The sequence below is a fragment of the Austwickia sp. genome, assembly GCA_016699675.1.
In the GTDB taxonomy this organism is placed as follows: domain Bacteria; phylum Actinomycetota; class Actinomycetes; order Actinomycetales; family Dermatophilaceae; genus Austwickia.
Genome location: CP064985.1, coordinates 756,676 through 782,651, shown reverse-complemented (window position 1 = coordinate 782,651; position 25,976 = coordinate 756,676). Strand labels below are relative to the sequence as shown.

The 25,976-nt window shown below is 71.1% G+C and carries 22 protein-coding genes, 1 tRNA gene and 4 pseudogenes; 13 read left to right on the top strand and 14 right to left on the bottom strand.

The features are described from left to right. Nucleotides 1-5: 5 nt before the first annotated feature. The 4 genes and pseudogenes from IPK37_03645 to IPK37_03630 all read left to right on the top strand — a co-directional run bounded on the left by IPK37_03645 (nt 6) and on the right by IPK37_03630 (nt 3,332). Nucleotides 6-953: a sugar kinase gene (locus IPK37_03645; GenBank protein ID QQS01547.1), complete on the top strand. Its 948-nt coding sequence runs from the start codon at nt 6-8 to the stop codon at nt 951-953. A gap of 210 nt (nt 954-1,163) precedes the next feature. Then, a pseudogene (locus IPK37_03640) lies at nt 1,164-2,698 on the top strand (hypothetical protein). Continuing rightward, nucleotides 2,593-3,180, top strand: a complete 588-nt coding sequence (locus tag IPK37_03635; protein ID QQS01546.1) for a hypothetical protein — start codon at nt 2,593-2,595, stop codon at nt 3,178-3,180. The pseudogene IPK37_03640 and the gene IPK37_03635 overlap by 106 nt, the downstream one beginning before the upstream one ends. Beyond that, nucleotides 3,180-3,332, top strand: a complete 153-nt coding sequence (locus IPK37_03630; GenBank protein ID QQS01545.1) for a hypothetical protein — start codon at nt 3,180-3,182, stop codon at nt 3,330-3,332. Before IPK37_03635 ends, IPK37_03630 begins: the two co-directional genes overlap by 1 nt. Here the strand turns inward: IPK37_03630 and IPK37_03625 are convergent. Further along, nucleotides 3,288-5,601, bottom strand: a pseudogene (locus IPK37_03625) (pyruvate dehydrogenase). The gene IPK37_03630 and the pseudogene IPK37_03625 overlap by 45 nt on opposite strands. Nucleotides 5,602-5,687: 86 nt before the next feature. On the opposite strand from IPK37_03625, the gene IPK37_03620 reads away from it, so the two are divergent. After that, nucleotides 5,688-7,379 (top strand): SAM-dependent DNA methyltransferase, encoded by a 1,692-nt coding sequence (locus IPK37_03620; GenBank protein QQS01544.1) that lies wholly within the window; start codon nt 5,688-5,690, stop codon nt 7,377-7,379. A 279-nt stretch (nt 7,380-7,658) separates the two neighbouring features. On the opposite strand, the pseudogene IPK37_03615 reads toward IPK37_03620, so the two are convergent. The 5 genes and pseudogenes from IPK37_03615 to IPK37_03595 all read right to left on the bottom strand — a co-directional run bounded on the left by IPK37_03615 (nt 7,659) and on the right by IPK37_03595 (nt 10,897). Then, nucleotides 7,659-8,050: pseudogene (locus tag IPK37_03615) on the bottom strand (transposase). Between the two features lie 29 nt (nt 8,051-8,079). Next, nucleotides 8,080-8,682 (bottom strand): transposase, encoded by a 603-nt coding sequence (locus IPK37_03610; GenBank protein QQS01543.1) that lies wholly within the window; start codon nt 8,680-8,682, stop codon nt 8,080-8,082. A gap of 203 nt (nt 8,683-8,885) precedes the next feature. Beyond that, nucleotides 8,886-10,231: pseudogene (locus IPK37_03605) on the bottom strand (IS256 family transposase). 38 nt (nt 10,232-10,269) lie between these two features. Further along, nucleotides 10,270-10,428, bottom strand: coding sequence for a hypothetical protein (locus tag IPK37_03600; protein ID QQS01542.1), 159 nt, complete (start codon nt 10,426-10,428; stop codon nt 10,270-10,272). Beyond that, nucleotides 10,415-10,897: a hypothetical protein gene (locus tag IPK37_03595; GenBank protein ID QQS01541.1), complete on the bottom strand. Its 483-nt coding sequence runs from the start codon at nt 10,895-10,897 to the stop codon at nt 10,415-10,417. The genes IPK37_03600 and IPK37_03595 overlap by 14 nt, the downstream gene beginning before the upstream one ends. 105 nt (nt 10,898-11,002) lie before the next feature. On the opposite strand from IPK37_03595, the gene IPK37_03590 reads away from it, so the two are divergent. Further along, nucleotides 11,003-12,273, top strand: a protein-coding gene (locus tag IPK37_03590; GenBank protein QQS01540.1) for an IS3 family transposase whose coding sequence is annotated in 2 segments (ribosomal slippage) — nt 11,003-11,291 and nt 11,291-12,273 — 1,272 coding nt in all. Because the reading frame shifts where the segments join, the coding sequence is not laid out codon by codon here. Between the two features lie 71 nt (nt 12,274-12,344). Here the strand turns inward: IPK37_03590 and IPK37_03585 are convergent. Next, nucleotides 12,345-13,412, bottom strand: coding sequence for a transposase (locus IPK37_03585; protein QQS01539.1), 1,068 nt, complete (start codon nt 13,410-13,412; stop codon nt 12,345-12,347). 111 nt (nt 13,413-13,523) lie between these two features. Next, a complete protein-coding gene (locus IPK37_03580; GenBank protein QQS01538.1) occupies nt 13,524-14,738 on the bottom strand; it encodes a hypothetical protein in 1,215 nt (404 codons plus the stop codon). Nucleotides 14,739-15,014: 276 nt separating this feature from the next. Between IPK37_03580 and IPK37_03575 the strand changes: the two genes are divergently transcribed. After that, nucleotides 15,015-15,233, top strand: coding sequence for a hypothetical protein (locus IPK37_03575; protein ID QQS01537.1), 219 nt, complete (start codon nt 15,015-15,017; stop codon nt 15,231-15,233). Between the two features lie 20 nt (nt 15,234-15,253). Beyond that, entirely contained in the window at nt 15,254-15,436 is a 183-nt protein-coding gene (locus IPK37_03570) for a hypothetical protein (protein QQS01536.1), read from the top strand. 275 nt (nt 15,437-15,711) lie between these two features. Here the strand turns inward: IPK37_03570 and IPK37_03565 are convergent, their stop codons facing one another. The 4 genes from IPK37_03565 to IPK37_03550 all read right to left on the bottom strand — a co-directional run bounded on the left by IPK37_03565 (nt 15,712) and on the right by IPK37_03550 (nt 20,381). Further along, nucleotides 15,712-16,410, bottom strand: coding sequence for a GNAT family N-acetyltransferase (locus IPK37_03565; GenBank protein QQS01535.1), 699 nt, complete (start codon nt 16,408-16,410; stop codon nt 15,712-15,714). A 304-nt stretch (nt 16,411-16,714) separates the two neighbouring features. Next, nucleotides 16,715-16,791, bottom strand: a tRNA-Pro gene (locus IPK37_03560). A 241-nt stretch (nt 16,792-17,032) separates the two neighbouring features. Further along, entirely contained in the window at nt 17,033-17,962 is a 930-nt protein-coding gene (locus IPK37_03555; protein ID QQS01534.1) for a metallophosphoesterase, read from the bottom strand. A gap of 43 nt (nt 17,963-18,005) precedes the next feature. Continuing rightward, nucleotides 18,006-20,381 (bottom strand): penicillin-binding protein, encoded by a 2,376-nt coding sequence (locus IPK37_03550; GenBank protein QQS01533.1) that lies wholly within the window; start codon nt 20,379-20,381, stop codon nt 18,006-18,008. 353 nt (nt 20,382-20,734) lie between these two features. Here IPK37_03550 and IPK37_03545 point away from each other — a divergent pair, with 353 nt between their 5' ends. Beyond that, complete coding sequence (locus tag IPK37_03545; GenBank protein QQS02648.1) at nt 20,735-21,040, top strand: WhiB family transcriptional regulator; 306 nt, start codon at nt 20,735-20,737, stop codon at nt 21,038-21,040. 13 nt (nt 21,041-21,053) lie between these two features. Here the strand turns inward: IPK37_03545 and IPK37_03540 are convergent, their stop codons facing one another. Both IPK37_03540 and IPK37_03535 read right to left on the bottom strand, forming a co-directional pair. After that, on the bottom strand, nt 21,054-22,286 hold the full coding sequence (locus IPK37_03540) for an ArsA family ATPase (GenBank protein ID QQS01532.1): 1,233 nt from the start codon (nt 22,284-22,286) through the stop codon (nt 21,054-21,056). Between the two features lie 5 nt (nt 22,287-22,291). Then, a complete protein-coding gene (locus IPK37_03535) occupies nt 22,292-23,392 on the bottom strand; it encodes an AAA family ATPase (protein QQS01531.1) in 1,101 nt (366 codons plus the stop codon). A gap of 135 nt (nt 23,393-23,527) precedes the next feature. Between IPK37_03535 and IPK37_03530 the strand changes: the two genes are divergently transcribed. Genes IPK37_03530 through IPK37_03515 form a run of 4 tightly spaced genes read left to right on the top strand, consistent with a single transcriptional unit; the run spans nt 23,528 to nt 25,952 of the window. Further along, on the top strand, nt 23,528-23,683 hold the full coding sequence (locus tag IPK37_03530; GenBank protein QQS01530.1) for a hypothetical protein: 156 nt from the start codon (nt 23,528-23,530) through the stop codon (nt 23,681-23,683). 3 nt (nt 23,684-23,686) lie between these two features. Beyond that, entirely contained in the window at nt 23,687-24,160 is a 474-nt protein-coding gene (locus tag IPK37_03525; protein QQS01529.1) for a RidA family protein, read from the top strand. 2 nt (nt 24,161-24,162) lie between these two features. Then, nucleotides 24,163-25,086, top strand: coding sequence for an NUDIX hydrolase (locus tag IPK37_03520; GenBank protein QQS01528.1), 924 nt, complete (start codon nt 24,163-24,165; stop codon nt 25,084-25,086). Beyond that, nucleotides 25,083-25,952, top strand: a complete 870-nt coding sequence (locus tag IPK37_03515; protein QQS01527.1) for an MBL fold metallo-hydrolase — start codon at nt 25,083-25,085, stop codon at nt 25,950-25,952. Before IPK37_03520 ends, IPK37_03515 begins: the two co-directional genes overlap by 4 nt. Nucleotides 25,953-25,976: the final 24 nt, after the last annotated feature.

Here is a 25,976-nt window from a genome sequence, read left to right as displayed (position 1 = left end):
GGAGCGTGGCCTGCGTCGGGGAGGCGCTGGTCGTGCTGGCCCCGCCCCCGGGTCGGACGCTGCAGGACGCGGACCGGCTGGACGTGGGCGTCGCCGGCGCCGAGCTGAACGTCGCCATTCACCTGGCCCGGCTAGGGCAACCGACGCGCTTCGTGGGCGTCGTCGGCGACGACGCGTTCGGCCGGCGGGTCGTCGCGGCCGCGGCGGCCGAGGGGGTCGACACGACGGGCGCCCGGGTGCGCGGCGGGTGGCCCACCGGGTTCTACTTCAAGGAGCAGACCGGGCAGGGACCGGCGGTGACCTACCATCGCGCCGGGTCCGCGGCGGCCACGTTCCCGGCAGCGCCGTCCGAGGTGCTCACCCCCGGCGTCGAGCACGTGCACCTCAGCGGGGTCACGGCCGCGTTGAACCTGGCCAGCCGCCGGGCGTGCCGAACGCTGCTGCGGCAGGCCGCCGGGACCGCCGGCGTGAGCTTCGACGTCAACTACCGCAGCGCCCTGTGGCACCCCCGCGACGCCGGTCCCGCGCTGGCCGATCTCGCCGTGCTGGCCGACCTCGTCTTCGTGGGCCTCGACGAGGCGCACGCCGTGTGGGGCTGCGCGGACGTGTCCGACGTGCGGCGGCTGCTGCCCGACGTCGCCGAACTCGTCGTCAAGGACGCGAGCCGCCCGGTGACCGTGTTCCGAGGGTCTGACCCGGCCATCCAGGTTGCGCCGCCGCCCGCCACGGTCGTCGAGCCGGTGGGCGCGGGTGACGCGTTCGCCGCGGGTTACCTCGCCGGCCGGCGGCTCGGCGCCCCCATCGAGGCCAGCGCTCGGGCCGGCCACGCCCTGGCGGCGCACGTCATGGCGTCGACGTCGGATCAGGGCCCCGCGGACCCGGCCCGGTATGCCCGGATTGCCGACGACATCCGACACTCTGTCCGGCTCCCGAGACGCCTTCTCGGGGGCTGATCACCCGCCAGGCCGGGATGTACCGCCAGTTCAGGCCCCAGACAAGGGCAACTCGGCTAGAACCGGGCGGTCCCGGCTCAATCGCCGCCGATTTGGTCTTCAGACGGTATCGAACCCGCCCCCACCCGGCGTACGGTGAAGGCGTCTCGACGGGCGTGCAATGGCGCGGTGACCGCGTTGGCGCCCTCGTCATTCTTCGAGGACGTGAATATGGTGGGCGGTCTGCTCAGTGCCGTCATCGTCGCCGCGGTCGTCATCGCGGCGCTGCTCCTGCTGACCTGGGTCGCGGGAGTCCGGCGCATCCCCAGCGACAAGGTGGGAGTCGTCGAGAAGTGGTGGAGCCCGAAGGGCTCCCTCAAGGATTCGATCATCTCGCTGGGTGGGGAGGCCGGCTACCAGCCCTACGTGCTGCGCGGCGGCCTGCACCTGCGCACCCCGCTGATGTACAAGGTGCACGTCATGCCCCTGGTCACCATCGCCAGGGCAAGATCGGCTACGTCTTCCCCCGGGACGGTGCGCCGCTGCCCGCCGGGCAGACCCTCGGTCGGGTCGTGCCGGCCAACACCTTCGAGGACGTCGGGGCGTTCATCGCCGGCGGTGGCCAACGCGGCCCGCAGCGCCAGATCCTGCGGGAAGGCACGTACGCGTTCAACCTGGCCCAGTTCGTCGTGATGACGGCCGGTCAGGTCTACTACCTGCCGATGGGCAGCAAGGCCGAGCAGGAGACCATCGTCTCGATGGCGCAGCACCTCGGCTCGCTCGACGGGTTCCGGCCGGTCGTCATCAAGGGCGCCGACGACTCCACGGGCATCGTCACCGTCAACGACGGCCCGAGCCTGCCCACGGGCGACATCATCGCCCCGGCGGTCGGCGACAAGGCCGACGACCCGGACTATCACAACAACTTCCAGGACCCCGAGGCGTTCCTGCGGGCGGGCGGCTATCGGGGCCGGCAATACCAGGTGCTCACCGAGGGCACGTACTTCATCAACCGCCTCTTCGCCACCATCGAGTTCATCCCCAAGGTCACGGTGCCGGTGGGGTTCGTGGGAGTGGTGGTCAGCTATCACGGTCGCGTCGGCGAGGACCTGTCCGGGCAGGACTACCGGCACGGCGAGCTGGTCGCGGCCGGACACCGGGGCGTGTGGGCCGAGCCGCTGATGCCGGGCAAGTACGCGTTCAACACCTACGCGGGTTCGGTGTCGCTGGTGCCCACCACCAACATCATCCTCAAGTGGATCCAGTCCGAGTCGGGCCGGCACGGCTACGACGAGAGCCTGTCCGAGATCGAGCTGATCACCAAGGACGCCTTCGAGCCGCGGCTGCCGCTGAGCTGCGTCATCCACATCGACTACCGGCAGACGCCGCTGGTGATCCAGCGGTTCGGGGACATCAAGATGCTGGTCAACCAGACCCTGGACCCCATGGTGTCGGCGTACTTCAAGAACATCGGCCAGACCAAGACCCTGATCCAGCTCATCCAGGAGCGCTCCGACATCCAGGAGCGCGCGAGCATCGATATGAAGGAGCGCTTCGACCACTACAACATCGAGCTGGAGGAGGTGCTGATCGGCACCCGCGGTCGGCCACCGGCGACGACCGGATCGAGACGATCCTCACCCAGCTGCGCGACCGGCAGGTGGCGTTCGAGAAGCTGGAAACGTTCGAGCGGCAGAAGATCGCGGCCGACAAGGAGCGCGAACTCAAGCAAGCGATGGCGATCGCCGAGCAGCAGACCTCGCTGACCCAGTCGGAGATCAACATCAAGATCTCCGAGAACAGCGGTCGCGCCGAGCTGCAGAAGGCGCACCAGGACGCCGAGCGCGTCAAGACCCTGGCCGGCGCGGAGGCGGAGCGCACGAAGCGGCTGGCCGACGGTGAGTCCACGAAGGTCAAGCTGCTTGCCGAGGGTGAGGCGCACCGGGTCAAGCTGCTCGCCGACTCCGAGGCGACCAGGATCCGGCTCACCGCCGAGGCGGACGCCGACCGGGAGGCCCGGGTCGGCATCGGCAAGGCCATCGCCATCGAGGAGCAGGTCCGCGCGTACGGCGGCCCGCAGCTCCAGCCGTGCTCGGCCGGCTGGCCTCGGCGATCGAGCACGCCAAGATCCCGATCGTGCCCACGACGTACGTCGACATGGGCGGTTCGCACGCGACCGGCGGTGCCGACGGGACCGGGACCAACGGCGGTACGTCGGGCGGGGGCGCCAACGCGTTCAACCTGCTGATGACGCTCTTGGCGACGGATCGCCTCCAGGCGGCCCCGGCGCAGCTCGCCGAGGCCGACCCCGACCAGGCGGCGGCCGTGCGGGCCATCAAGGCCGAGATCCGCGCCTCAGCGGCCGCCGGCCAGGTCGAGGGCGGCGTTGACGATGCTTGATTCGTCGATGCCGTGCAGCGCGTAGGCGTCATCCAGGGCGGATGACTGCCCCCAGGTGGTGACGCCGAGGCTCCGCGAGGGCACGCCCTGGATGGCGCCGAGGAACGACAGCGCGTGCGGGTGCCCGTCGACCACGCTGACGATCGGGCACCCGCCGCGTCGATCGGCGGCGCGGGGGAACAGGCGGTCGGCGACCCCGCTCGGCGTACCGGTCAGCGGGCTCGGCTCCCCGCGCCAATCCCGGTGCAGCAGATCGGCGCTGGTCAGGCAGATGACGCCGGCGGCGACGCCGTACGTCGTGAGCTTTGGCCGCCGCGACCACCTGCGGGAGGACCGCGCCCATCCCGACCAGGGTGACCTCGTCCTGGCCGGGGGAGCCGGTCAGGCGGTAGCCGCCCTCGACGGCGTGCCGGCGCCGGCGCTCGACCAGCGTCGCGTCGGTGGGCAGGCGGCACAGCTGCTGGTCGATCGAGCGGGTGGAGAGGCGGAAGTACGCCGACGTGCCGCCCGGCACGCCCACCCGCGCCATCGCCGCCAGCAGCGTCCAATCCAGGTCCTTGGCGAAGGCCGGCTCCCAGGCGACGCATTCCGGCAGGCCGATGCCGATCGAGGGGGTGATGATCGACTGGTGCGCGCCGCCCTCGGGGGCCAGGGTGACGCCCGAAGGGGTGGCGATGAGGATGGACTGGCCGCCGGCGTACATGCCGAACCGCCACGGCTCCAGCGCGCGCTCCACGAACGGGTCGTAGATCGTGCCGATCGGGATGAGCCGCTGGCCCCACCGGGACCAGGTGGCGCCGAGCTCGCCCAGCAGCGAGACGAGGTTGACCTCGGCGATGCCCAGCTCGATGTGCTGGCCGTTGGTGCCCTCCGCCCAGCGCAGCAGCCGCTGCCGGTCGTCCTCGAACCAGTCGTGCCGCGCGACCGAGCTCCATACCCCGGTGCGGTTGATCCAGCCGCCGAGGTTGGTCGAGGAGGCGACATCGGGGGAGCAGGTGACGACCCGGCTGGCCGCCTCCGGGCAGTCGTGGGCCAGGTCGCGCAGGAAGCGGCCGAGGACGGCCTGGGTGGAGGTGCGCTCGGCGTACCCGTGCGGCATCGTCGGCGGGATCGGTACGGGCGGCTGGGCGTGGCCATCCGGGCGCTCCAGCGCTCGCGCGACCTCCTGGCAGGCCTGCGCCTGCGGGGAATCGGCCGGGAACGGCACCCAGGGGTCGTCGACGTCCATCCCGAGTCGGTCCGCGAGCAGGTCGACCTGCGCGGGGGTGAGCAGGGCCGAGTGGTTGTTGGGGTGGCCCTCGGTGGGCAGGCCGCGGCCCTTGATCGTGTAGGCGAAGATCACGGTGGGTCGGGCGTCGTCGACGGCCGCGAACGCCTCGCGCAGCACGTCGAAGTCGTGCCCGCCGAGGTCGCGCAGGAGCCGCGGCCAGTCCTGCGCGGGGACGGCGTCGACGGCCTCGCGCAGCCCGGGGGTGGGGTCCTCGCGCAGGAGACGGCGCACCAGCTCGTGCGGGTCGTCGGTGCGCAGGAGCCGCTGGTACTCCTCGTTGGACATTGCCGTCAGCCGCTCGCGCAGGGCATCGCCGCCCGGCGCGGCGAACCGGCGCTGCAGCTCCCGCCCCCAGGTCGTCGTGAGCACCTGCCAGCCGGCGGCGGCGAACATCCGCTCCAGCCGCTGGATCTGGACGTCGGGCACGACTCGGTCGAGCGACTGGCGGTTGAGGTCGACGATCCAGAGCAGCTCGCCGAGCTGGGCGGTCTGCGGGTCGCAGATGGCCTCCCAGACGGCACCCTCGTCGAGTTCCGCGTTGCCAAGCAGGCTGATGAACCGTCCCGCGGGGGGCGTGTCGTCGAACCGGCTGGTGAGGTAGCGGTGCGCGAGGGCGGCCCAGATCGGGGCCGTGGCGCCGATGCCGACCGAACCGGTGGAGAAGTCGACGCGGTCGGGGTCCTTGCGCCGGCTCGGGTAGCTCTGCAAGCCGCCTAGCGCGCAGAAGCCGCCGAGGGCCTCCCGGTCGAGGCCGCCGAGCAGGTAGTTGATCGCGTGCAGGACGGGGGAGGCGTGCGGCTTGACGGCCACCCGGTCCTCGCGCCGCAGCTCGGTGAACCACAGCGCCACCATGATGTCGACCATCGAGGCCGAACTCGCCTGGTGCCCACCGGTCTTGACGCCCGACGGCGGCTTGCCGCCGCGGTTCGCGCCGTCGACGATGGCCGTCGAGAGCCACAACACCCGGTCGGCGATCGTCCTCAGCAGCCCCGATTCCACGGTTCCCGAGCCTAGTGGGGGCGCCCGCCGGGGGCGCGCCGGTTCGCTGCGCTGCGTTGTCGGTGCCCTCGGGCAGGATGAACGTCATGGCCGCGCACCCCCACGATCCTCCGGAGCACCGGAAGGCGCGGGGCGCGTTCTTCACCCCGCCGGCGGTGGCGCGCTACGTCACGCAGTGGGCGGTGCGGACGCCGCGGGACCGGGTCTTCGAGCCGTCGTGCGGGGAGGCGGCCTTCCTGCTGGCCGCGGGGGAGCGGCTGGGCGCACTGGGGGCGTCGGGCGACCTGGCTGCCCAGCTGGCGGGGGTGGAGCTGCACGAGCCGTCGGCCCGGGCCGCCGTGGCGGTTCTCGGGGCTTCCGGGCTGCGCGCCGACGTCGCGGTGGCGGACTTCCTGCGCGGGGAGCCGCGGGCGGCGTACGACGCGGTGATCGGCAATCCGCCGTACGTGCGGTACCAGGCGTTTTCCGGTCCCGCGCGGGCGGCGGCCCAGCGGGCGGCGCTGCGCGCGGGGGTTGCGCTGACGGCCCTGGCGAGCAGCTGGGCGGCCTTCACGGTGCACGCCGCGCTGCACGTGCGGCCCGGAGGGCGGTTGGGGCTGGTGCTGCCCGCGGAGATGCTGACGGTCAACTACGCGGCGCCGGTGCGCGACTTCCTGATGCGCTCCTTCGCGCGGGTGCGGCTCGTCGTGTTCGCGGAGCGGGTCTTCCCGGGGGTCCAGGAGGACGTGCTGCTGGTGCTCGCCGAGGGGCGTGGGCTGGGGCCGAACGACCACTGCGAACTCCTGCAAGCGCGCAACGCCGAGGCCCTGGCCGAGCTGGGTGACCGCGACGTCCGGCGCTGGAGCCCGGTCGGCGACGGGCGCTGGTCGGGGGCCCTGCTGCCGGCGGACGCGGCGCGGGCGTATGGGACGGCGCTCGCCTGCGCGGACGTGGTTCCTCTGCTCGCCTGGGGCGAGACGACGCTGGGGATGGTCACCGGCAACAACCGGTTCTTCGCGATGGCGGGGACGGCGGTACGCCGGGCGGGGTTGGCGCCAGGGGACGTGATCCGGCTGTCGCCCCCCGGGAGCCGACACCTGCGAGGGCTGGCGCTCACCACCGATCGTCTGGCGGAGCTCGACGCCGACGGCAAGGCGACGTGGCTGTTCCGCCCGGGGGCCGAGCCGTCCCGGGCGGCGTGGCGCTACATCGCGGCGGGGGAGGCCACCGGTGTCGACGCCGCCTACAAGTGTCGGGTGCGGACCCCGTGGTGGCGGACGCCGTACTTGCCGCCCGCCGACCTCCTGCTGACGTACATGAACGCCGACACGGCGCGGCTGTGCGAGAACGCCGCGGGGGTGCACCACCTGAACTCGGTGCACGGGGTCTACTTGCGCTCCGGCTTGGGCGTTGAGCTGCGCGCGCTGGGCCGGGAGCTCCTGCCGTTGGCGGCCCTCAACAGCGTGACGCTGTTGGGCGCGGAGGTGGTGGGCCGCGCGTACGGCGGCGGCGTGCTCAAGCTGGAGCCGCGCGAGGCGGACCGGTGGCCGATGCCGGCGCCGGACCTCGTGGCCGCGCGGGCCGGCGCGCTGCGCGCCGTCCGCGGCGAGGTTGCGGGGCTGCTGGGGCGCGGGTCGGTGTTCGCGGCGGCGCAGCTGGTCGATGCGGCCCTGTGGCCGGACGACGGTGGCGGTGCGCGCGTGGGCGCGCCCGGCCCCGAGGACCTGGCGGCCATGCGGCGCGGGCGGGAGGCCCTGCACGGCCGGCGGCGAGCGCGGGCGAGGGCCTCAGCGGGTTAGGGCGAGGGCCTCAGCGGGTTAGGGCGAGGGCCTCAGCGGGTTAGGGCGAGGGCCTCAGCGGGTTAGGGCGAGGGCCTCAGCGGGTTAGGGCGCGGGCGTGCGGGTTAGCCCAGATGTTGCATAGGGGGTCGCTGGTGGGGGTCGGGCCGTCGGTAACGCCTGGATGGGTCTGATTGTGGCGGGTGGGTGTGACAACGGGCCGGGATGTCGTTTCCGGTGGGCGTCGTCTTCCACGGACGATGACGGGCTGTGGGTCGTTGGGGTGGGGGTATGCGCTGGTCAGGGGGGTGCGAGGCCGGTGAGGCGGTCCCAGCCGGTGGTGAATAGCGCGGCCCAGGGCGCGGTGGTCTTGATGTGCAGGAGTCGCTGTCGGGCCGTGCGGGCCAGGGTCGCGGCGATCGTGAAGAGCCGCAGCCGCAGCGTCTTGGGTTCCCACCGGCGGGCCTGGTGCTCGGGGTAGGCCAGCAGAGCGGTCCAGGTGAGCAGGTCGCCTGCGATCTGGACGATCAGGAGCCAGATCCGGTTTTGGTCGAAGCCCTGCAAGGGCAGGTTCGTCAGACCGCAGTCTTTGGCGATGCGGATCCGGTCTTCGCAGCGGGCTCGGCGGCGGTGGCGTAGTTCCAGGTCGGCGAGTTGCCGCGGGTGGTGTTCGTGACAAATGCGGTAAGTCGGTCGGTACGTGTCAAGGTGTTTGGGACATTTAGGCCGCTTCGGAAGTGTGGGAAGCGGAGCTGGTCTGGATGCTGGCTGGCGGCTGGTTGATCCAGGCCTTGGTCGGCACCTTGGGTGCCTGGGGGCGGCCGCCCGGGAAACGGTCGGGACGGGCCCGCCAGGCCGCGTCCAGGGTCTCTTGACGGGTCCGGCGTTGATCGCGCCAGGTCCCGTCATGGACGGAACAAGGGGTGTACAGCCCGATCCCGCAATGCCGGTGATGCTGGTTGTAGTAGCCGGCGAAATCGCGCATGAATATTTGCGCGTCGATCAGCGACCCGAAGTCGTCGGGGAAGGCAGGACAGTACTTGAGGGTTTTAAACGCCGCTTCGGAGTAGGGATTGTCGTTACTGACCTTGGGTCGCGACAACGACCTGGTGATATCCAGCGCCGACAGGAGCTGCGCGACGGTGCCCGAGGTCATCGGGCCGCCATTATCCGAATGAATGTATCGAGGCAGGACGCCGCGGTTCGCGCGGATCGCGGCATCGATGAAGTCGCGGGCCAACACCTTATCCTCACGGGTATGGACTTCGACGTGAATGATTTTCCGGGAGTAGATATCAATCATCACGTACGCGCTGTAGTACACCCCCCTTGCTCGGGCCCTTGAGTTTGGTGATGTCCCAGCTGAACACCTGATCGGGGCCGGTAGCCAGCAGCTGCGGCTTGACCCGCGAGGGGTGGGAAGCGACCGCCCGCCGCTCACGAACTTGCTGGTGAGCACGCAGGATTCGGTACATCGTGGATACCGAGCAGGGCCTGTCAACTTCTCTGTGTAAGCGGGTCGGGCTTTCAGTAGGTCAGGTAGGGGTTGATGCGTTCGGGGTAGGCCACGGCGAGCTGGGCGAGGGCTTGCTTCCAGTTCGTGGTGACCTGGCCCTCGACGAGCCGGCCTGAGGCCTTGCGCTCGTTCGCGGGCTTGCCGCGTTCCTTGGCTCGTTCGCGGGCGCGGCGGTCCTCGATGTTGCAGATCGCCAGCCACAGCAGCTTGCGGGCGGCGTCGTCGGAGGGGAAGTGACCACGGTTCTTGGTCACCTTCCGCAGCTGGTAGTTCAGCGACTCGATCGAGTTCGTCGTGTAGATCACTCGCCGCAGCTCGGGCGGGAACGCCAGGAACGGGGTGAACCGCTCCCAGGCCCCGGTCCAGGTCGCGACCGCGTGGGGGTATCTGCGGCCGAGTTCGCTGGCCTCGAACGCTCCCAGGGCGTCCAGGGCGGCCTCGGCGTTCGCGGCGGTGTAGACCGGCTTCAGGGCGCGGCGACGGCCTTGCGGTCGCCGTAGGAGACGAACCGCATCGCGGCGCGGATCAGGTGGACCACGCAGGTCTGGACCAGTGAGTTCGGCCAGGTCGCCTCGATCGCCTCGGGGAAGCCCTTGAGGCCGTCGCAGCACACGATCAGCACGTCACGGACCCCGCGGTTGGCGAGCTCGGCGCAGACCCCGGCCCAGAACTTCGCGCCCTCGGTGTTCTCGATCCAGATGCCCAGGACGTGCTTGATCCCGTCCATGTCCACGCCCACGGCGATGTGCGCGGCCTTGTTGCGCACGTGCGCGCCGTCGCGGATCTTGACGATGATCGCGTCGAGGTAGATGACCGGGTAGAACGCCTCCAACGGCCGGTTCTGCCAGGCCATCACCTCATCGGCGATCTCGTCCACGATGTTGCTGATCGTCTCGTGGGACAGCTCGGTGCCGATCGTGGCCGCGAGGTGATGGGCGATCTCCCGGACCGTCATCCCACCCGCATACAAGCTGATGATCATGTCGTCGAGGCCGCCGAGGCGCCGCGCACCCTTGGGTACCAGCATCGGGGTGAACGTCCCCGCCCGGTCCCGAGGCACCTCCAGGGCGACGTCGCCGACCTCGGTCGAGACCGTCTTGGGCGTCGTGCCGTTACGCGAGTTCGGGAAGTGTTTCGCCTCCGGGTCGCCCTTGTCGTATCCCAGGTGATCGGTCAGCTCGGCCCGCAGGCCACGCTCGAGCGCAGCCTTGATCATCGCCGGCAGCATCCCGCCCTCACCGGTCAGCTGCACCTCACCGGAATCGATCCGGGAGAACAACCCGTCCAAGGCGCCAGAAGCCACCAGCTCCTCGGCCATCGCCGCCGTCGCCTCCGCGCCGTTCGTCGATGCCGTCATCTCGTCCATCATGCTCACGCGTACTGCGTCCTCTCGTGTCAGGCCCGAAGACCCTTACACAGAAGAGTTGACACCCCCACCGAGCACAGGTACCGGCCCTCGTCCAGCAGCGTGGCCCACACCTGCGCGGGGGCCTTATCGGCGAACCGGTCGCTGTTGAGGACCTCCAGCACAGCAGCCGTCTCAGCGGGGCTCAACGCCGAGGGCATCACCTTGGGTTTGGGCGCCCGAGACGGTCCGAACGGTTTCCTGTCCCGGGCCCGCCACCGATACACACTCGAGCGGGCAATCCCGGTCAACGCCGACGCAGCGCTGGTCCCGGCCAGGGCCTCGATCGCCTCGAACGCGGGCCACAGCACCGCGGTCACTGCTGCTTTCCCGGCGCGCTCTTGGACACCGTCTCCAAGAGCGCGTGTGCTTTCCCATGACCTCCAACATCGATTTCGTCATGTCCAACTCGGCCTGCAACCGCACATTCTCGGCCTCTAACTGGGCCTGCCGCGAACGGTCCCGGCTCGGGGTCAGACCCGCAACCGGGGTATCCCGCAAACGGCCCTCCTCGACCGCTTTGCGCCACTTCTGCACATGAGAGTCATACAAACCCTCACGACGCAAAATCGCGCCCCGCGCCCCCGGACCGTCCGCCGCGTCATACTCCTGGACCACCGCCGCCTTAAACGCCGCCGTGAACCTACGCCGCGAAGACCGCGCCGGCCGATCTGAACCGCCCCGGCATGTCCGGAGACTTCGAACCTTGGGAAGGTTGGAGTCATGCCAGGAGACACACACAAGCGGTACCCGCCTGAGCTGAAGGAGCGGGCGGTGCGGATGGTCGGTGAGATCGCCGAGGATCAGGGCTCGGAGTGGGCGGCGATGTCGCGGGTGGCCGAGTTGCTCGGGGTCGGGACGCCGGAGACGGTCCGCAAGTGGGTCCGTCAGGCGCAGGTCGACGCCGGTGCCCGACCGGGGACCACAACGGAGGAGTCGGAGCAGGTCCGCCGGTTGAAGCGGGAGGTCGCCGAGCTCCGGCGGGCGAACGCGATCTTGAAGGCGGCGTCGGCTTTCTTCGCGGCCGAGCTCGACCGGCCCTGCCGGTGATCGTGGACTTCATCCGCGAGCACGCCGACCGCCGTGAACCCGGTGGCCTGCGCTGGGGTGTCGAGCCCATCTGTGCCGTGCTCACCGAGCACGGTCTACCGGTGGCCCCGTCGACCTACTACGAGCACGTCGGGAAGTCCCCGACTGCCCGCGAGCAGCGCGACCTCTATCTGGTCGGTGAGATCCGGCGGCTGCATGCCGCCAACTACGGGGTGTACGGCGCCCGCAAAGTCTGGCTGCAGCTGAACCGGGAGCAGATCCCGGTCGCGCGGTGCACCGTCGAACGCCTCATGAAGGCCGACGGACTCAGCGGCGCGGTCCGCGGGAAGGTCAAGCGCACCACCATCGCCGACCCCGCTGCGGAGCGGGCGCGCGACCTGGTCGGACGCAATTTCGCCCCCAGCGCGCCGGACCGGCTGTGGGTCGCCGACATCACGTACGTCTCAACCTGGTCAGGGTGGGTGTACGTCGCGTTCGTGACCGACGCCTACGCCCGCCGGATCCTGGGCTGGCGATGCGGGACATCGATGACGGCCCAGCTGGTCCTGGACGCCCTCGAGCAGGCCGTGTGGGCTCGGCAACGCGACGGGCGATCGCTGGATTCCGTTGTGGCACATACCGACCGCGGTTCGCAGTACGTCAGCATCCGCTACACCGAGCGGCTCGCCGAGGCGGGCATCGCCGCTTCGGTCGGGACCGTCGGTGACAGCTTCGACAATGCTCTGGCCGAGACGGTCAACGGCCTGTACAAGACCGAGCTCATCAAGCCGCGCAAGCCGTGGAAGTCCGTCGACGACGTCGAGTACGCGACCGCCGAGTGGATCGACTGGTTCAACCACCGCCGGCTCTACGAGTACTGCGGCGACATCCCGCCCGTCGAGGCAGAGGACCTCTACTACGCTCGAATCCAAGCCCAGCAAGAGCTGGAGCCGTCAAACCAGTAAGTCTCCGGACATGCCGGGGCGGTTCAATCCGCCTGACTCATCGTCACCGATCCATCTGCTCTCTCGCCCCGTCAACCACCACACAACCGGACCCACCGGCTGTCCCACTGCACCTTGACAGACAGGGGGTAGCCTTCGACGTCGCTGAACCGTAGTTGCGCGCCGGGGTGGGGCCGCTCTCGACGCACGATCACCCGCATCCCGGGCGGGTACCCCTTTAGGAGGTTCGTGCTGGTGAGCAGGTCGGTGAACTCCACGACGGCGGCGCCGTCGCGCAGGGCGCCGTCGGCGTCGTAGGGGTCCTGCCACGCGGTGGCGGGTAGGAGGGCATACAGCTCCGGGGTGATCGCGGGCAGGGTGTACCCGATCGAGTACGACAGGCCACGTCGGTGCAGGAACCCCAAGAACTCCCTGCTGCCGCCAGCGCCATCGGTGCGGATCAGGACCTTCTTACCCGGGCGGGTCGGGTTGATCCCCGGGACGGCGGTCAGGGCTTGCTTGGTGAGGGTGACGTGGTCGGTCGCGGTGTTAGAGCCGGCGTTCCCGGGACGCAGCAGCATCGCCAGGGATTCACCGGTGCCGTGTGGGCCGTGGTCGGCGAAGGCGCACAGGGGGTGGAATCCGAAGGTCTTCTTGAACGTCGCCGCGGCGGCCTCCTTGTCCGAGTGGGCCGTGATCAGCGTGGCGTCCAGGTCGATGACCAGCGCATGAGAGGCCGACATCTGCTGGTTGGGGGCGTGCCGACCGGCCAGGGTCCACACGTGCGCCCGTGCCGCGGTACGAGCGGTGGCCACAGCTTTCTCCACGGCGGCCACGTCGCCGGCCAGGGCCGCGATCGTGCGCGAGATCGTGGCATCAGAGGCCACCAGGCCATACAGGCCCGGCTCGGAGCGGATGAGCGCCACATCACGGCAGGCGTCCCCACCCAGGACCAGCGAGATCGCCAGATCGAGCAGCACCTTGGCCGGGTCATGCCGGGCCAGCGACTTACGCCACGGCGTCAGCGCAGCGCTCAACGTCGCGGCCAGCCCCGACACTGTCGCAGTCTGGGCCAGCAGCGCCCCACCGGCCTGGGCAACCGCCGGAACGGTGGCCGCGTCGACCTTGATTCTGGGGTAGATCCGGGTAGTGTGCTTCACCTGAAAGGTGCTCCCTTCGACCCGGCAATATCGACCTCAGCAATCGATATTCTCCCAGGTCAAGAGCACCTTTCAGCGTTTACCGGCCACACTAACCATGAAATCTCCGGGTTAGGGCGCGGGCCTCGGCGTCTTGCGCCGCTCCCTGGCCTGTCGGTGGAAGTTGACCGGGGAGTTGTCGAGCACCCGCGCGCACATGGCCGCGAAGAAGCGCCCGGGGTCCAGCTCCGCGGGCACCCGGTCGCGTAGTAGCCGCACCCGGGGTAGCCGCGCCAGGTCCACGGGTGGCTGGGCGTCGTCGAGGCTCGGCGTCCCGGGTGCGCCGTCGGCGCCGCCGAACAGGTCGTCGGGAAGCTGGAGGGGCAGCAGCGGTTGGCCCGCGTCCCAACCCCATTCGGCCGTCGCGCCGGCCTCGATGGGCCCCGCCGGCTCGTCGGGCGGCTCATCAGCCGCATCGCCTGGCGCCACATCGACCCGCGCGGATGGGCCGTCCCGCCCGTCCAGACCCGCTTGCTCGGCTTGCCCGTCCTGCACGGCCAGTCCGTCCGGCGCGGCCAGCCCACCCGCCGTGGCTTGACCGTCTTGGCCGTCGGGCCCTCCCGGGCTGGCGGCGCGGTCGGGCAGGAGCAGGGCGACGGCGTCGTACGCGTCGTCCTCCCGCCCGAGCTTGATGAGCAGGTCGATCAGCCACTCCGCCGCCTCGGCCTCGGTGCTCAGGGCGAGGGCAGACAGGGCGTACACGAAGCCCAGCGCCGCCTGCGGATGCCGCAGTCGCAGGTTCTTCGCGTCGCCGTAGCTCTCCTCGACGCGGTTGGCGGCGTTCTTGCCGAACGAGGAGTCCATCCGCTTGGTCGAGACCATCAGCTCGGGCCCGGTGGCCCACGAGCTCATCACCACGTCGACCTGCTTGACGTAGTTCTTGCCCAGCAGGTTCGCGGTGCCCGTGCCGCCGTGCCCGCGACCGATGTAGGCCCACAGCGCCGCGCGTTCCCGGCGGGGCAGGCGCTCGACGAACAGGGTGACCTCCGCGGGCAGCACCCGCGGCGGCTCGGCCCGGGGCCAGACCCGGTCGGGGTCGAACCCGGCGCGGCGGAACTCGTACGCCACCCAGACATCGAGGGCCAGAGCGGGCACGCCGGACTGCGAGGTCGCGCCGAGGTGCACGGGCACGCCGAGCAGGAGCTCGAGGGTGTCGTAGTCGGGCTCGTACGTCGGGGGATCGGCCGGATTCCGGCGCGACGCGCGCCAGGGGTTGGCGTCGCGCAGCGGGGCGGCCGCGACGATGGCGTCGAAATGGGCCCAGCCCTGGTCGCGAAGGTTGGCCACGGAAGCCACCTTATGTCGGGGCCAAGGGCTATCGTTCGCGGCATGCGAGCCCGCCTCGACGTACCGCCTTGGGCCAGGTGACGCCCCCACCATGGACGGACTGCTCGACTTCCTCACGTGGGCGCGGCTGCTGCTCGGGGGTTTCGTCACCTCGGCGGGGTTCGGCGGCCTGATGACCGGGCTCGGCGTGCTCGTCGCGGTGCAGAAGAACATCAACGATCGGCGCACGGTCCACGACAGCGCGGAAGCGACCGGTGGTGGAAAACGTTCGACTGGGTGGACAAGAACATCGACGAGCTGGACCCAGACACGTTCGCGGACGTGTACGCCGAGTTGCTCGACGCCTCGACCGTGCAGGGTCAGCGTGCGATCCTGGGAGGGCTGATGGCCAAGTACCAGGCGCACACCGTGACCCGGGCGGAGGCCCGCCGAGAGGCGGCGCTGGGTCGGCGGGGCGCCGTGGCCGCGGCGCGGCGGAGGCAACGGTCCGGATGAGGGCGCGGGAGGAGGCCGGGATGGCGAAGCGGGCGCGAAAGATCAACGGCACGACACCGTACGGCGACGCCGAGGGCGCCACGGAGCCTGTCGTGCGGTCCGCGATCAGCGGTCGGTTCGTGCTCAGCGAGGACCAGGCCAAGAAGCTCGCGGCCCTGAAGGCGGCGGCGCGCCAGCCCACGACCCTGCCGCACGGCTTTTAGTCCGCATCCCGCCCGGTGCTCCTCGAGGCCGGCGCCGCCGCGTGCCTTCAGGCGTCCCGATGCCTCGCCCCGACCGACGAATTCCTCAGACGCCCCAGCCCGGCCGACGAGTTCGCCCCTGTGATCTCCCCGCTGCCGTCGTCGAAGCAGCAGCAATGCGGCCACGACGGGGGCGATCATCGGGTCCGTCTCGGTCTCGGCGCTCACCGAGAGGTCCGGTGGCAAGGGCGACCGCAGCCACCGAACCGAACGCGGCTTCCGTCGGCCGCCGCCGGTCAGGGCTGAGGCTTCTCGTCGGTCGGGTGTAGGTGCTGGTGGTCGCGGGTGCGGAGCTGGGCGCGGCCGTCGACCTCCAGCGCGGGGTGCAGCCGCTCCCCGGGTGGTGGCGGCGGGAAACGGACCCCGAGGTCGTCCAGGTCCACCTCGATGTCGAAGACGCCGTCGGCCGGGTGAATGCGCAGCGTCCCGGCGTGCTTGGCGAGGGCCAGCGAGGCGGCGTTGTCAGTGGAGATCTCGGTCAACAGGTGGGTGACCCCGGCCGGCCGGAGCCCGATCAGGCGCGGTACCAGCTCCGACGCGATGCCGCGTCGCTGCCAGGCGTCCTTCACGGTGATGGCGATGTCGGCGGCGTCGGGGACCGACTCGTGGCGGACGATCCGGCCGATGGCGGCGGGCTCTGGGATCCCGTCGTGGTCGACGAACACGACGAGGGCGACGTGGTCGATGAAGTCGACGTCGTCCACGAGAGCGTCGAGCAGCGCCGGAGTGAGATGCTGGACCCCGCCGAGGAAGCGGTGCCATTTCGAGGTGTAGGACAGGGTCTCGTACTCGCGCTCCAGGTCGGCACGGTCCTTATGCTGCAGCGGTCCGATCCAGGCGGTGGTCCCGTCGCGCAGGACGATCCGGTCGAGGAGTTCCGCGGCCCGGCGCTGGTAGTGCCGGTGCTCGTCCTCGATGCTCAGCATGGTGGTCATCGAGCTCATCCCCTTCGGCTGTGCGTTCGCCGAACGCCGCCCGGATGCCGACCTTGCGCTGCCACGCCGGGTCCCAACCGCGACGTTCCGCAGCTCAAGCCTAGGACTGCGCGCGCCCCGCGGCGTCCGTCTGGTTCCTCACAAGCCCACCGGCCGCGCCACGCCACGGCGCAGAACTCCCGTCACCATGGTTGCGGTTTTCGATGCCAGCACGGGGTCCGTGGTACGGACTGGGTGACGTCACTCACTCAGGGCGATAGTCCGCTGCTGACGTCATCGACGGGGCCGGGCCTGAAGGCCGTAATGGTCGGGGTGACAGGATTTGAACCTGCGGCCTCTTCGTCCCGAACGAAGCGCGCTACCAAGCTGCGCCACACCCCGTGGCATGTCGCCGGGTGAACTCCCGCTGAACGCATCCCGCGGGAACCGGCGACGCCCCATGCTAGCGGATCGTGATCGCAGACTCCGAATCGGTGCCCCCGCGGCGCTAAGGCCCGCGTCGAGATGACCCAAAGCACTACCACAACGCCGTCAGATCGCCGGAGCGCCATATCTCGAACAGGATCTATGTCATAACCTCGGCGCGAGGCGCGGTGAAGTGGTAGAGGTTCGGTCGTTCTCGTCAGCGGTCGCGCGGCGTCAACGTGAGCAGCGTCGCCTCGGGGCGGCAGGCGAACCGGACGGGAGCGTACGGCGACGTGCCCAGCCCCGCCGAGACGTGCAGCCACGCGGCGTCCGCGGGGGCCTGCGCATCGGGCGCGCCGGCAGCGCCGGGCCACCACCGCGACACGCCCTTGGCGCGCCCACGGTCGAGGTCGCAATTCGTCACGAGCGCTCCAAGAGCCGGCAGCGCCACCTGGCCGCCGTGGGTGTGCCCCGCGATGACGAGCCCTGCGCCGTCGCGGGTCATCGCGTCGAGAACCCGCTGGTACGGCGCGTGCACGACCCCGACGGTCAGGTCGGCGGAGGGGTCGGCCGGCCCGGCGACGGCGTCGTACCGGTCCAGCTGGATGTGCGGATCGTCCACCCCGATCAGCTCCAGCTCCAGGCCGCCGACCGACAGCGGGGCGCGGGCGTTGTTGAGATTCAGCCAGCCCTGCGACGCCAGGCCGGCAATCAGCGCCTCGGTGGGCAACCGGGGGCCGTCCGGATGCTCCGAGTTCCGCCACAGGTAGCGGGCCGGGTTCTTCATCGTCGGCGCGTAATAGTCGTTGGAGCCCATCACGAAGGCGCCCGGCAGGTCGAGGAAAGGCGACATGGCCTCCAGCAGCGGCGCGACCGCGTTCGGGTGCGAGATGTTGTCCCCGGTGTTGATGACGGCGTCCGGGCGCAGCCGGGCGAGCTCCTTGATCCAGGCGACCTTGCGCTGCTGGCTGGGCATGAGGTGCACGTCGGCGACCTGGAGGATGCGCAGTGGGCGGGAGCCGCGGGGCAGCACCGGCGCGGCCAGCTCGCGCAGGACGAACGCGTTGCGTTCAACTAAACCTGCGTAGGCGAGGCCGCCGACCGCGGTGCCGACCAGCGTGAGGGCGGACTTGGTGATCGTCTTCATCACGCACCATCGTCCCAGACGCCGCGCGAGGGTCGGATGCCGGTCAGTCCTGCGTCGTGGGTCGGGCGGCCGGAGCGCTTCGCGACGCCGACGGGCGCGGAGCGGTGGTCTGCGCCCGGCTCGGCTGCGGCTGCTGGCGCGGCGCGGGCGGCGGCGTGTAGCGGGCGGCAGCGAGCGTCAGGGTGACGGCGGTCCCGCGATCCACGGTCGTGCCCGCCGCGGGATCGGTCCGAACGACCTGGCCGCCGTCGAGGTTGTTGTCGCTGACCCACTGGCCGGTGCGCACGGTCAGGCCGGCGTCCTCGAGGATCTGCCGCGCCTCGTCCTGGTAGGACCCGCGCAGATCCGGCACGACGACCTTGCCGTCGGCGCTGGTGCGGGCGATGATCCGGAACGACTCGTTGGGCAGGTTGGCGTGCGCGACGTTCATGATGCGGCGCCAGCTCGGCCCGGACACCTGGGACCCGACGGGGTTGCCGTACCAGTTGTTGCCGATGCGCGCGCCGGTCAGCGGCTTGTTGTCCTTGGTCCGGCCGGTCCAGACGGCGGTGGAGCGCTGCGGGGTGTAGCCGATCATCCACAGGTGCGAACCCTGGTCCGCCGTACCGGTCTTCGCCGCCGCGTCGCGGCCGTCGGCGAGCTGGTTGGGCGGAACCACGCCGCGCAGAATCTGCGTGGCGTTGTACGCGATGCGCGGGGAGACGCTGGTGTCGCGGCAGTTGCCGACCTTGAGGTCGAGCTTGCTCCCGTCGTACTGCGTGATCGACTCGACCGGGTAGGGCTCGCAGAACTTGCCCCCGGCGGCGAGGGTCGCGTACGACGCCGCCATGGTCAGCGGCGAGGCGTTGTCCGCGCCGAGGATGATCGAGGGGGAGACGTCGCCGTAGTCGCTGCCGTCGGCCTTGTGCAGACCCATGTCCTTCATGAGGGCCTTCGTGTCGCACACGCCGATCTTGGTGGCCAGGTCGGCGAAGGCGGTGTTCACCGAGTAGACCGTCGCCGACTGAAGGCTCATCGCCCCGCTCTGGGTGCCCTCGAAGTTGCCGACCTTCCACGGCGTACCCGCCGCGTTGCAGTCCCCGGCGCGGAACATGTTCTGGTTGTAGACCGTGCCGCCGGGCGGCGCGTACAGCGTCGTCCACGGGCCGAGGCCCTTCTTGAGCGCCTGGACCACGGCGTACGTCTTCGCCGTCGACCCGATCTGGAAGCCGCCGCCGTGCCCGAGGTCGGAATCGATGGACCAGACCAGCTCGTTGGTGGGCTGCGAGCTCTGCCAGATAGCGAGGACCTTGCCCGTCCCCGGCTCGACGACCGCCGCCGCCGTGCCCACCTCGTTCTCCTGGTCCGGGGGGATCCACTCGGTGAGGATCTGGCGGGTCGACTTGATGAGGTTGACGTCGAGGGTGGTCTTGATCGTCAGCCCGCCGCGCAGCAGCCGCGCGGTGCGCTCGGACTCGGTCTTGCCCAGCGAGGTCGCGTTCTTGACGAGCCAGTTCTGCACGTACAGGCAGACCCACTTGTCCACGGCCGACTGGCAGTTGCCCTTGATCTCGGTCTTGTTCAGCGTGATCGGGGTCTTCTTCGCGGCCGCGACCTCCGCGGCGGTCGCCTTCCCGGTCGCGGCCATCCGGTCCAGGACGTCGTTGCGCCGGTTCACGGCGGCGGTCATGTTGGTCATCGGGTTGTACGTCGTGGGCGCCTGCGCCATCCCGGCGATCATGGCGGCCTGGGGCAGGTTCAGGTCCTTGGCGTGGACCCCGAAATAGCGCATCGCCGCGGCCTCGACGCCGTACGAATTCGCGCCGTAGAACACGAGATTCAGGTAGCCCTCGAGGATCTGGTCCTTGCTCATCCGCTTTTCGAGCTCGATGGCGAACTTGGCCTCCTGCAGCTTGCGGACGATGCCGGGGATGCCGCGCTGCTCCTGGACCCGCTTGGCCCGCTCCTCGTCGTCGTTGAGCAGGGCGTTCGTGATGAGCGACTGCCGGACGTATTGCTGCGTGATCGTCGAGGCGCCCTGCCGATCGCCGCGCATCGTGGAGACGAAGGCCCGCATGAGGCCCCGGGTGTCGATGCCGCCGTGCTCGTAGTAGCGGTCGTCCTCGATCGCGATCTGGGCGTCCTTCATGGCCTTGCTCACGGCCGTCAGCGGGACGATCGTGCGGTTCTCGGTGTAGAGCGTCGCGAGTTCGGTGGCCCCGTCGTTCGCCAGGATCCGCGTTTGCTGGGCGAGCACCGGCATGGTCAGCTCGGTGGGTAGCGCATCGAAGGTGCCCACGGCTGCCTTGGCCGTCGCGCCGCCCGCCCCCACGAAGGGGATGGCGATGCCCGCGGCCAACAGGCCCATGACCATGGAGGCTGCGACGAATGCGGCCATGAGGCGCAGGACGTTCGCGAACCCGGAGGGACGGCTCTGCATGCAAGCAGAGTACGGCGCCGCGCTGTGCGACCGCCTGACGGCGGGCCGTGTGACGGGTTTATCGGTGCGGGCCGAGTTTCGCCCGGGGCGCCGAAGAACTACCGCGCGGCCGAGGATCGAGCAGTCCGAAGCGGCCAGTTGCGCTGTCGCACACCGGAACTCATGCGGGCAATAAGTTCGGACGCGGGTGGTGACTACCTAGTAACTAGTCCATAGTGACCACCGGGTCAGGCCCGCGCGGGGGATGGGCAGCGGGTTGGGGGCGTTTCTACTGTGCAAATTGTTGGCATGTCGGTGGCCCGCCACGAGCAGGGCCGGGACAAGGATGGACATCAGTGAGCAAAGTCGCTCCCATGAACCGCGAGCAGCGGACCACGTGGACCGTCGAGTGGACGCCGCTGGCGGCCTGCCGTACGTCGGCGCCCGACGCTCTGTTCGTCCAGGGCGCCGCCCAGCAGCAGGCCAAGCAGATCTGCCAGCGCTGCCCCGTCGTCGCCGAATGCCTCGCGGACGCCCTCGACAACCGGACCGAGTTCGGGGTGTGGGGCGGCATGACCGAGCGGGAGCGCCGCGCCATGCTGCGGCGCCACCCCAACATCCGGTCCTTCCGGGCGCTCTTCGAGGCCGACCGGCTCGGCGAGACCTCGGCCACCGCCTGATCTGGAGACCGAGCTACGCCCTGGCCCAGCCGGCCAGCTCGGCGCCGATGGTCCGCAGCCCGTCGAGGTCGTGCACGTCGGTGGCCGCCGCCGGCACCTGGGCGACCGGAACCCCGGGGTGGGCGTCGGACAGGCGCTTGGCTGCCGCGCGATGCCGTTCGGCCAGCGCGTCCCGCGTGGCGTGGATGCGCAGCAGCGCCGCCGCGACGTGCTCGGCGGTCGCGCCCCGCGGACCCGCGCCGGCGCTGGCGGCCTCGAGTCGGCTGGCGCCCCGGTCGGCCACGTCGGCGTCGAGCGTGAGCGTCGTCCGCCCCATCCGGTTCACGATCACGCCGGCCAGCGGCATCCGGTCCGCGGCAAGCCGGTCCATGAAGTAGCCCGCCTCGCGCAGGGCGTCGCGCTCCGGCGAGGCGACCACGAGGAACGCCGTGCCGGAGTCCTGCAGCAGCGCATAGGTCTGCGTGGCGCGCTGCCGGAAGCCGCCGAACACGGAGTCGAGCGCGGCCACCAGCGTCTGCAGGTCGCCCAGCAACTGCGAGCCGAGGATCTTGTCCAGCGTCGACGCGGCGAGGTTCATCCCCGCCTGGACGACCTTGACGTAGGCCCGACCGCTCGCCTTCGCCGGCGCGAGCAGCAACCGGATGAACCGCCCGTCGAGGAAGCTGCCCAGCCGCTCGGGGGCGTCGAGGAAGTCCAGCGCCGAGCGGCTCGGCGGGGTGTCGACCACGACCAGGTCCCAGCGCGGCCGGCCGTCCGGGCCGCGCATATCGTGCAGCTGCCCGAGCTTCTCCATCGCCATGTACTCCTGCGTGCCCGCGAACGAGCTGGACAGGGCCACGTAGAAGGGGTTGGCCAGGATCTGCTCCGCCTTCTCGGGGGAGGCGTGCGCCTCGACGATCTCGTCGAAGGTGCGCTTCATGTCGAGCATCATGGCGTCGAGAGAACCGCCGGCCGAGGTGTCAATCCCGGCGACGGCGCGCGGGGTGTTGTCGAGCTCCACCAGGCCGAGGGACTGGGCGAGCCGGCGGGCCGGGTCGATGGTCAGCACCACGACGTGCCGGCCCTGCTCCGCGGCGCGCAGGCCGAGCGCGGCGGCGGTGGTCGTCTTCCCGACCCCGCCGGCGCCGCAGCACACGAGGATGCCGGTGCTGGTGTCGCGTAGCAGCGCGTCCATGTCCAGCGCGGGGGCGGCCGACGACAGGGACCGGCCCGGTTGACCGGGACGTTTGGCGGCGTGCGTGGTCATGGGGCTCACCACCTTCCTTGATCGGCGAGTTCCTGGGCGAGGATGCGAACGCCGTCCGCGTCGACGCCGCCGCGCAGGGGCGGCAGGACGTACACCGGCCGCCCCAGCGACTCGACGACCGCGAACTGCTCGTCCTCCAGCCGCATCCGCTCGGCGTGCGCGCCGCCCTCGGCGAGCAGGGCGTCCAGGCAGGACTCGCTCCAGTCGTCGCGGTCGGTGGCGTGCCCGGACCCGTCGTCGCCGGGGTAGGCGCCCGAGCGGCGCAGCGCCGCCCCGACGCCGGCCCGGTCGACGTGACCGGCGGCGAGGGCCGACAGCTCCTTCGGATCAAGCAGCGGGTCGCGCGCCTGGTTCACGATGATCCCGCCCACCGGCAGCTGCGCCGCGCGGAGCTCCGCCACGGCGTCCACGGTCTCCTGCACGGGCATCTCTTCCAGCAGGGTGACGATGTGCACGGCGCTGGAGCCCGAGCGCAACATGGCGGTGATGGAGTCGGCCTGCGCCCGGATCGGACCGACCTTGGCCAGGTCGGCGACCTCGCGGTTCACCCCGAGGAAGCGGCCCACCCGGCCGGTCGGCGGGGCGTCGAGCACGACCGCGTCGTACTGCCAGTCGATCCCGCCGTCGGGCCGCGGTCGCGCCCCGCGACGGCGTACGGCCTCGTAGACCTTGCCGATGAGCAGCACGTCCCGGACGCCGGGGGCGATCGTCGTGGCGAAGTCGATCGCGCCCACCTTCTCGAGCGCCCGGCCGGCGCGGCCCAGGTGGTAGAAGATCGCGAGGTACTCGATGAGGGCGGCCTTCGCGTCGACCGCCATGCCCCAGACCTCGCCGCCGCCCGACACCTTCATGATCGGGCGTTCCTCGAACGCCAATGGCGGTACGTCGAGGGCCTGCGAGATCCCCTGCCGACCCTCGACCTCGGCCACGAGGACCTTGCGGCCCGTGCTGGCCAGCGTCAGCGCCAGCGCTGCGGCGACCGTCGTCTTGCCGGTGCCGCCCTTGCCGGTCACCACGTGCAACCGCACGTCGGGCCAGTCGGGGGTCGAACTCTCGGCGCTGCCCTCGGGCGCGCCAGAACCGGTCGTGGGGACGTCGTCCGACATGCCTGCCACTCTACGAGCGGGCCCGATGCGCCGCGCACCGAAGCCGTCGCATTTGTCGGTTCGGAGGGTTGCGCTGCTCACGTTTGATCTCCGCGGTCGGCGCCCCGTTCCGAGCGGCCCATTAGGGTGAACGGCATGACGAGGTGGGAGTACGCGACGACGCCGGTCCTCATCCACAACACCCAGGCCATCCTCAACACGTGGGGCGAGGACGGCTGGGAGCTGGTGGCTGTGGTGACGATGCCCGAGGGCAACCTCGTGGCCTACTTCAAGCGGCCGAAGGAGGCCTGAGCCGTGGGCCGGATCGAGGAGCGCCTGGCGGAGCTGGGCCTGACCGTGCCGCCGGTGAATCCGCCCGTCGCGGCGTACGTTCCCGCCCTGCGCGACGGCCGCTACGTGTACGTCTCGGGCCAGCTGCCGCTGGCGGGCGGCGCCATGGCGGCGACCGGACCCGTGGGGGAGGGCCCGGACGCGGTCAGCCCCGAGCAGGCCAAGGAGATGGCCGCCACCTGCGCGCTCAACGCCATCGCCGCCTGCCAGAGCGTGGTCGGCGACCTCGACGCCGTGGAACGGGTGGTCAAGCTCGTCGGGTTCGTCGCGAGCGAGCCCGGGTTCACCGGCCAGCCCGGCGTGATCAACGGCGCCTCCGAACTGATGAAGGACGTCTTCGGCGAGGCGGGCGCCCACGCCCGCAGCGCTGTCGGGGTGCTGGCGCTGCCCCTCGGCGCGTCCGTCGAGGTCGAGGCGATCTTCGCGGTGCGGGACTGACCATGCCGGCCGATCCTGACGGCAGCACCGTCCCCGAGGTCCATTACGCCCTCCCGCCCGCGCTGGCCGAGCACGCGCGGGCCTGGGTCGAGCGCGGCGGCGTCGCCGCGCCGACGAAGGACGCCTCCACCGTCATGCTCGTGCGGGACGGGGAAGCGGGTACGCCGGGTGACCTCGAGGTCTTCGTCCTGCGCCGGGCCGCGACGATGGCGTTCGCCGCGTCGGCGTACGTCTTTCCCGGTGGCGGCGTCGACGACCGCGACGCCGAGGAGGCGCTGCCGTGGGCGGGACCGTCCCCGCAGGAGTGGGCGCGCCGCGTGGCGGCCCCCGGCGAGGCGCAGGCCCGCGAGCTGGTCGCCGCCGCCGCCCGGGAGCTGTTCGAGGAGTGCGGGGTGCTGCTCGCCGGGCCGGACGAGTCGACTGTCGTCGCCGACCTGACCGGTCCGGAATGGGACGAGGCGCGGGTGGCCCTGGTCGGGCGGGAGATCTCCTTCGCGGAGTTCCTCCTGCAGCGCGGGCTGGTGCTGCGCACCGACCTGCTGCGCGCGGTCGACCACTGGATCACCCCGGAGTTCGAGCCGCGGCGCTACGACACCCGCTTCTTCGTGGCCGAGCTGCCCGCCGGCCAGGTTCCCGACGACGACTGCACCGAGGCCGAGCACGTCCGCTGGGTGCGCCCGGCCGACCTGCTCGCCGAACAGCGCGCCGGGCAGGCCCTGCTCCTGCCGCCGACCGAGGTGTCGCTCGGGATGCTCGCCTATGACCGCGACGCCCACGAGGCGGGCGGCTGGGACGGCAGCGCGGCCAGCCTCATGGCGGGGCTCGACGTGTCCGACCCCCTGCCGGTGGTGCTGCCGGTGCCCGTGCTCACCGAGACGGGCGTGGCGGTGGCGCGCCGATGGGCGGTCGCCGAGGGCTCCGCATGAGCGGGGCGCCCGGGTCGGCCCCGACGCCGTGGGTGACGCGCCCGGCGAGCTGGGCGCCCAAGTCCTGGCCGGGCGGGGTGTGGAGCGGGTACGCCGAGTGCGTGCTCTGCCCCAATCCCTCGCCGATGACGCTGGAGGGGACGAACACCTGGCTGCTGGGGGCGCCCGATCAGGACGGCCTGATCGTGGTGGACCCCGGTCCCCTCGACGAGGCGCACCTGCGGCGGGTCCTCGACCGCGTGGGGGAGCGGCGAGTGGTGCAGACGCTGCTGACCCACGGCCACCCCGACCACGCCGAGGGCGCGGCCCGGTTCGCCGAGCTGACCGGCGCCCCGGTCCGGGCCATCGGGGCGGGCCACGACGACCTGGCCGACGGCGACGCGGTTGCCGACGCTGGCGTGGAGCTGGTCGTGGTGGCGACCCCGGGGCACACCTCCGACTCCCTCTCGTTCTGCCTGACCGTCGAGAACGCCCTGCTCACCGGCGACACCGTCCTGGGCTGGGGAACGACGGTGGTCGCCTGGCCCGATGGCGTGCTGGAGGACTACCTCGCCAGCCTCGAACGCATCGCGGGCCTGACCGGCTCGGGTCGCGTGACCGACCTCCTGCCGGGCCACGGCGGGCCGATCGCGGACGCCGCGGGTGTGGTGGGGTACTACCGCGAGCACCGGGCCGAGCGGCTGCAGCAGATCCGCGACGCGCTCGCCGGGGGTGCGCGGGGTGTGGACGAGGTGGTCGAGGTGGTGTACGCCGACGTGGATCGGTCCCTATGGCCGGCGGCCGGCCTCAGCGTGCGGGCACAGCTCGACTATCTGGGTGAGCCGCATGGTTCGCCGCCGCCGCGGATCGACCCGCGACACGACTGAGGCCGGGGACTGCAGCTGACTCGA

Bases quoted from the DNA above. Each gene is read 5' to 3' on its own strand.
- IPK37_03620 (QQS01544.1), top strand. From the start codon at position 5,688: ATGGCCGCGCACCCCCACGATCCTCCGGAGCACCGGAAGGCGCGGGGC.
- IPK37_03530 (QQS01530.1), top strand. From the start codon at position 23,528: ATGACGAGGTGGGAGTACGCGACGACGCCGGTCCTCATCCACAACACC.
- IPK37_03550 (QQS01533.1), bottom strand. From the start codon at position 20,381: ATGCAGAGCCGTCCCTCCGGGTTCGCGAACGTCCTGCGCCTCATGGCC.
- IPK37_03545 (QQS02648.1), top strand. From the start codon at position 20,735: ATGAACCGCGAGCAGCGGACCACGTGGACCGTCGAGTGGACGCCGCTG.
- IPK37_03520 (QQS01528.1), top strand. From the start codon at position 24,163: ATGCCGGCCGATCCTGACGGCAGCACCGTCCCCGAGGTCCATTACGCC.
- IPK37_03570 (QQS01536.1), top strand. From the start codon at position 15,254: ATGGCGAAGCGGGCGCGAAAGATCAACGGCACGACACCGTACGGCGAC.
- IPK37_03535 (QQS01531.1), bottom strand. From the start codon at position 23,392: ATGTCGGACGACGTCCCCACGACCGGTTCTGGCGCGCCCGAGGGCAGC.
- IPK37_03555 (QQS01534.1), bottom strand. From the start codon at position 17,962: ATGAAGACGATCACCAAGTCCGCCCTCACGCTGGTCGGCACCGCGGTC.
- IPK37_03565 (QQS01535.1), bottom strand. From the start codon at position 16,410: ATGACCACCATGCTGAGCATCGAGGACGAGCACCGGCACTACCAGCGC.
- IPK37_03540 (QQS01532.1), bottom strand. From the start codon at position 22,286: ATGACCACGCACGCCGCCAAACGTCCCGGTCAACCGGGCCGGTCCCTG.
- IPK37_03630 (QQS01545.1), top strand. From the start codon at position 3,180: ATGACGCTCTTGGCGACGGATCGCCTCCAGGCGGCCCCGGCGCAGCTC.
- IPK37_03515 (QQS01527.1), top strand. From the start codon at position 25,083: ATGAGCGGGGCGCCCGGGTCGGCCCCGACGCCGTGGGTGACGCGCCCG.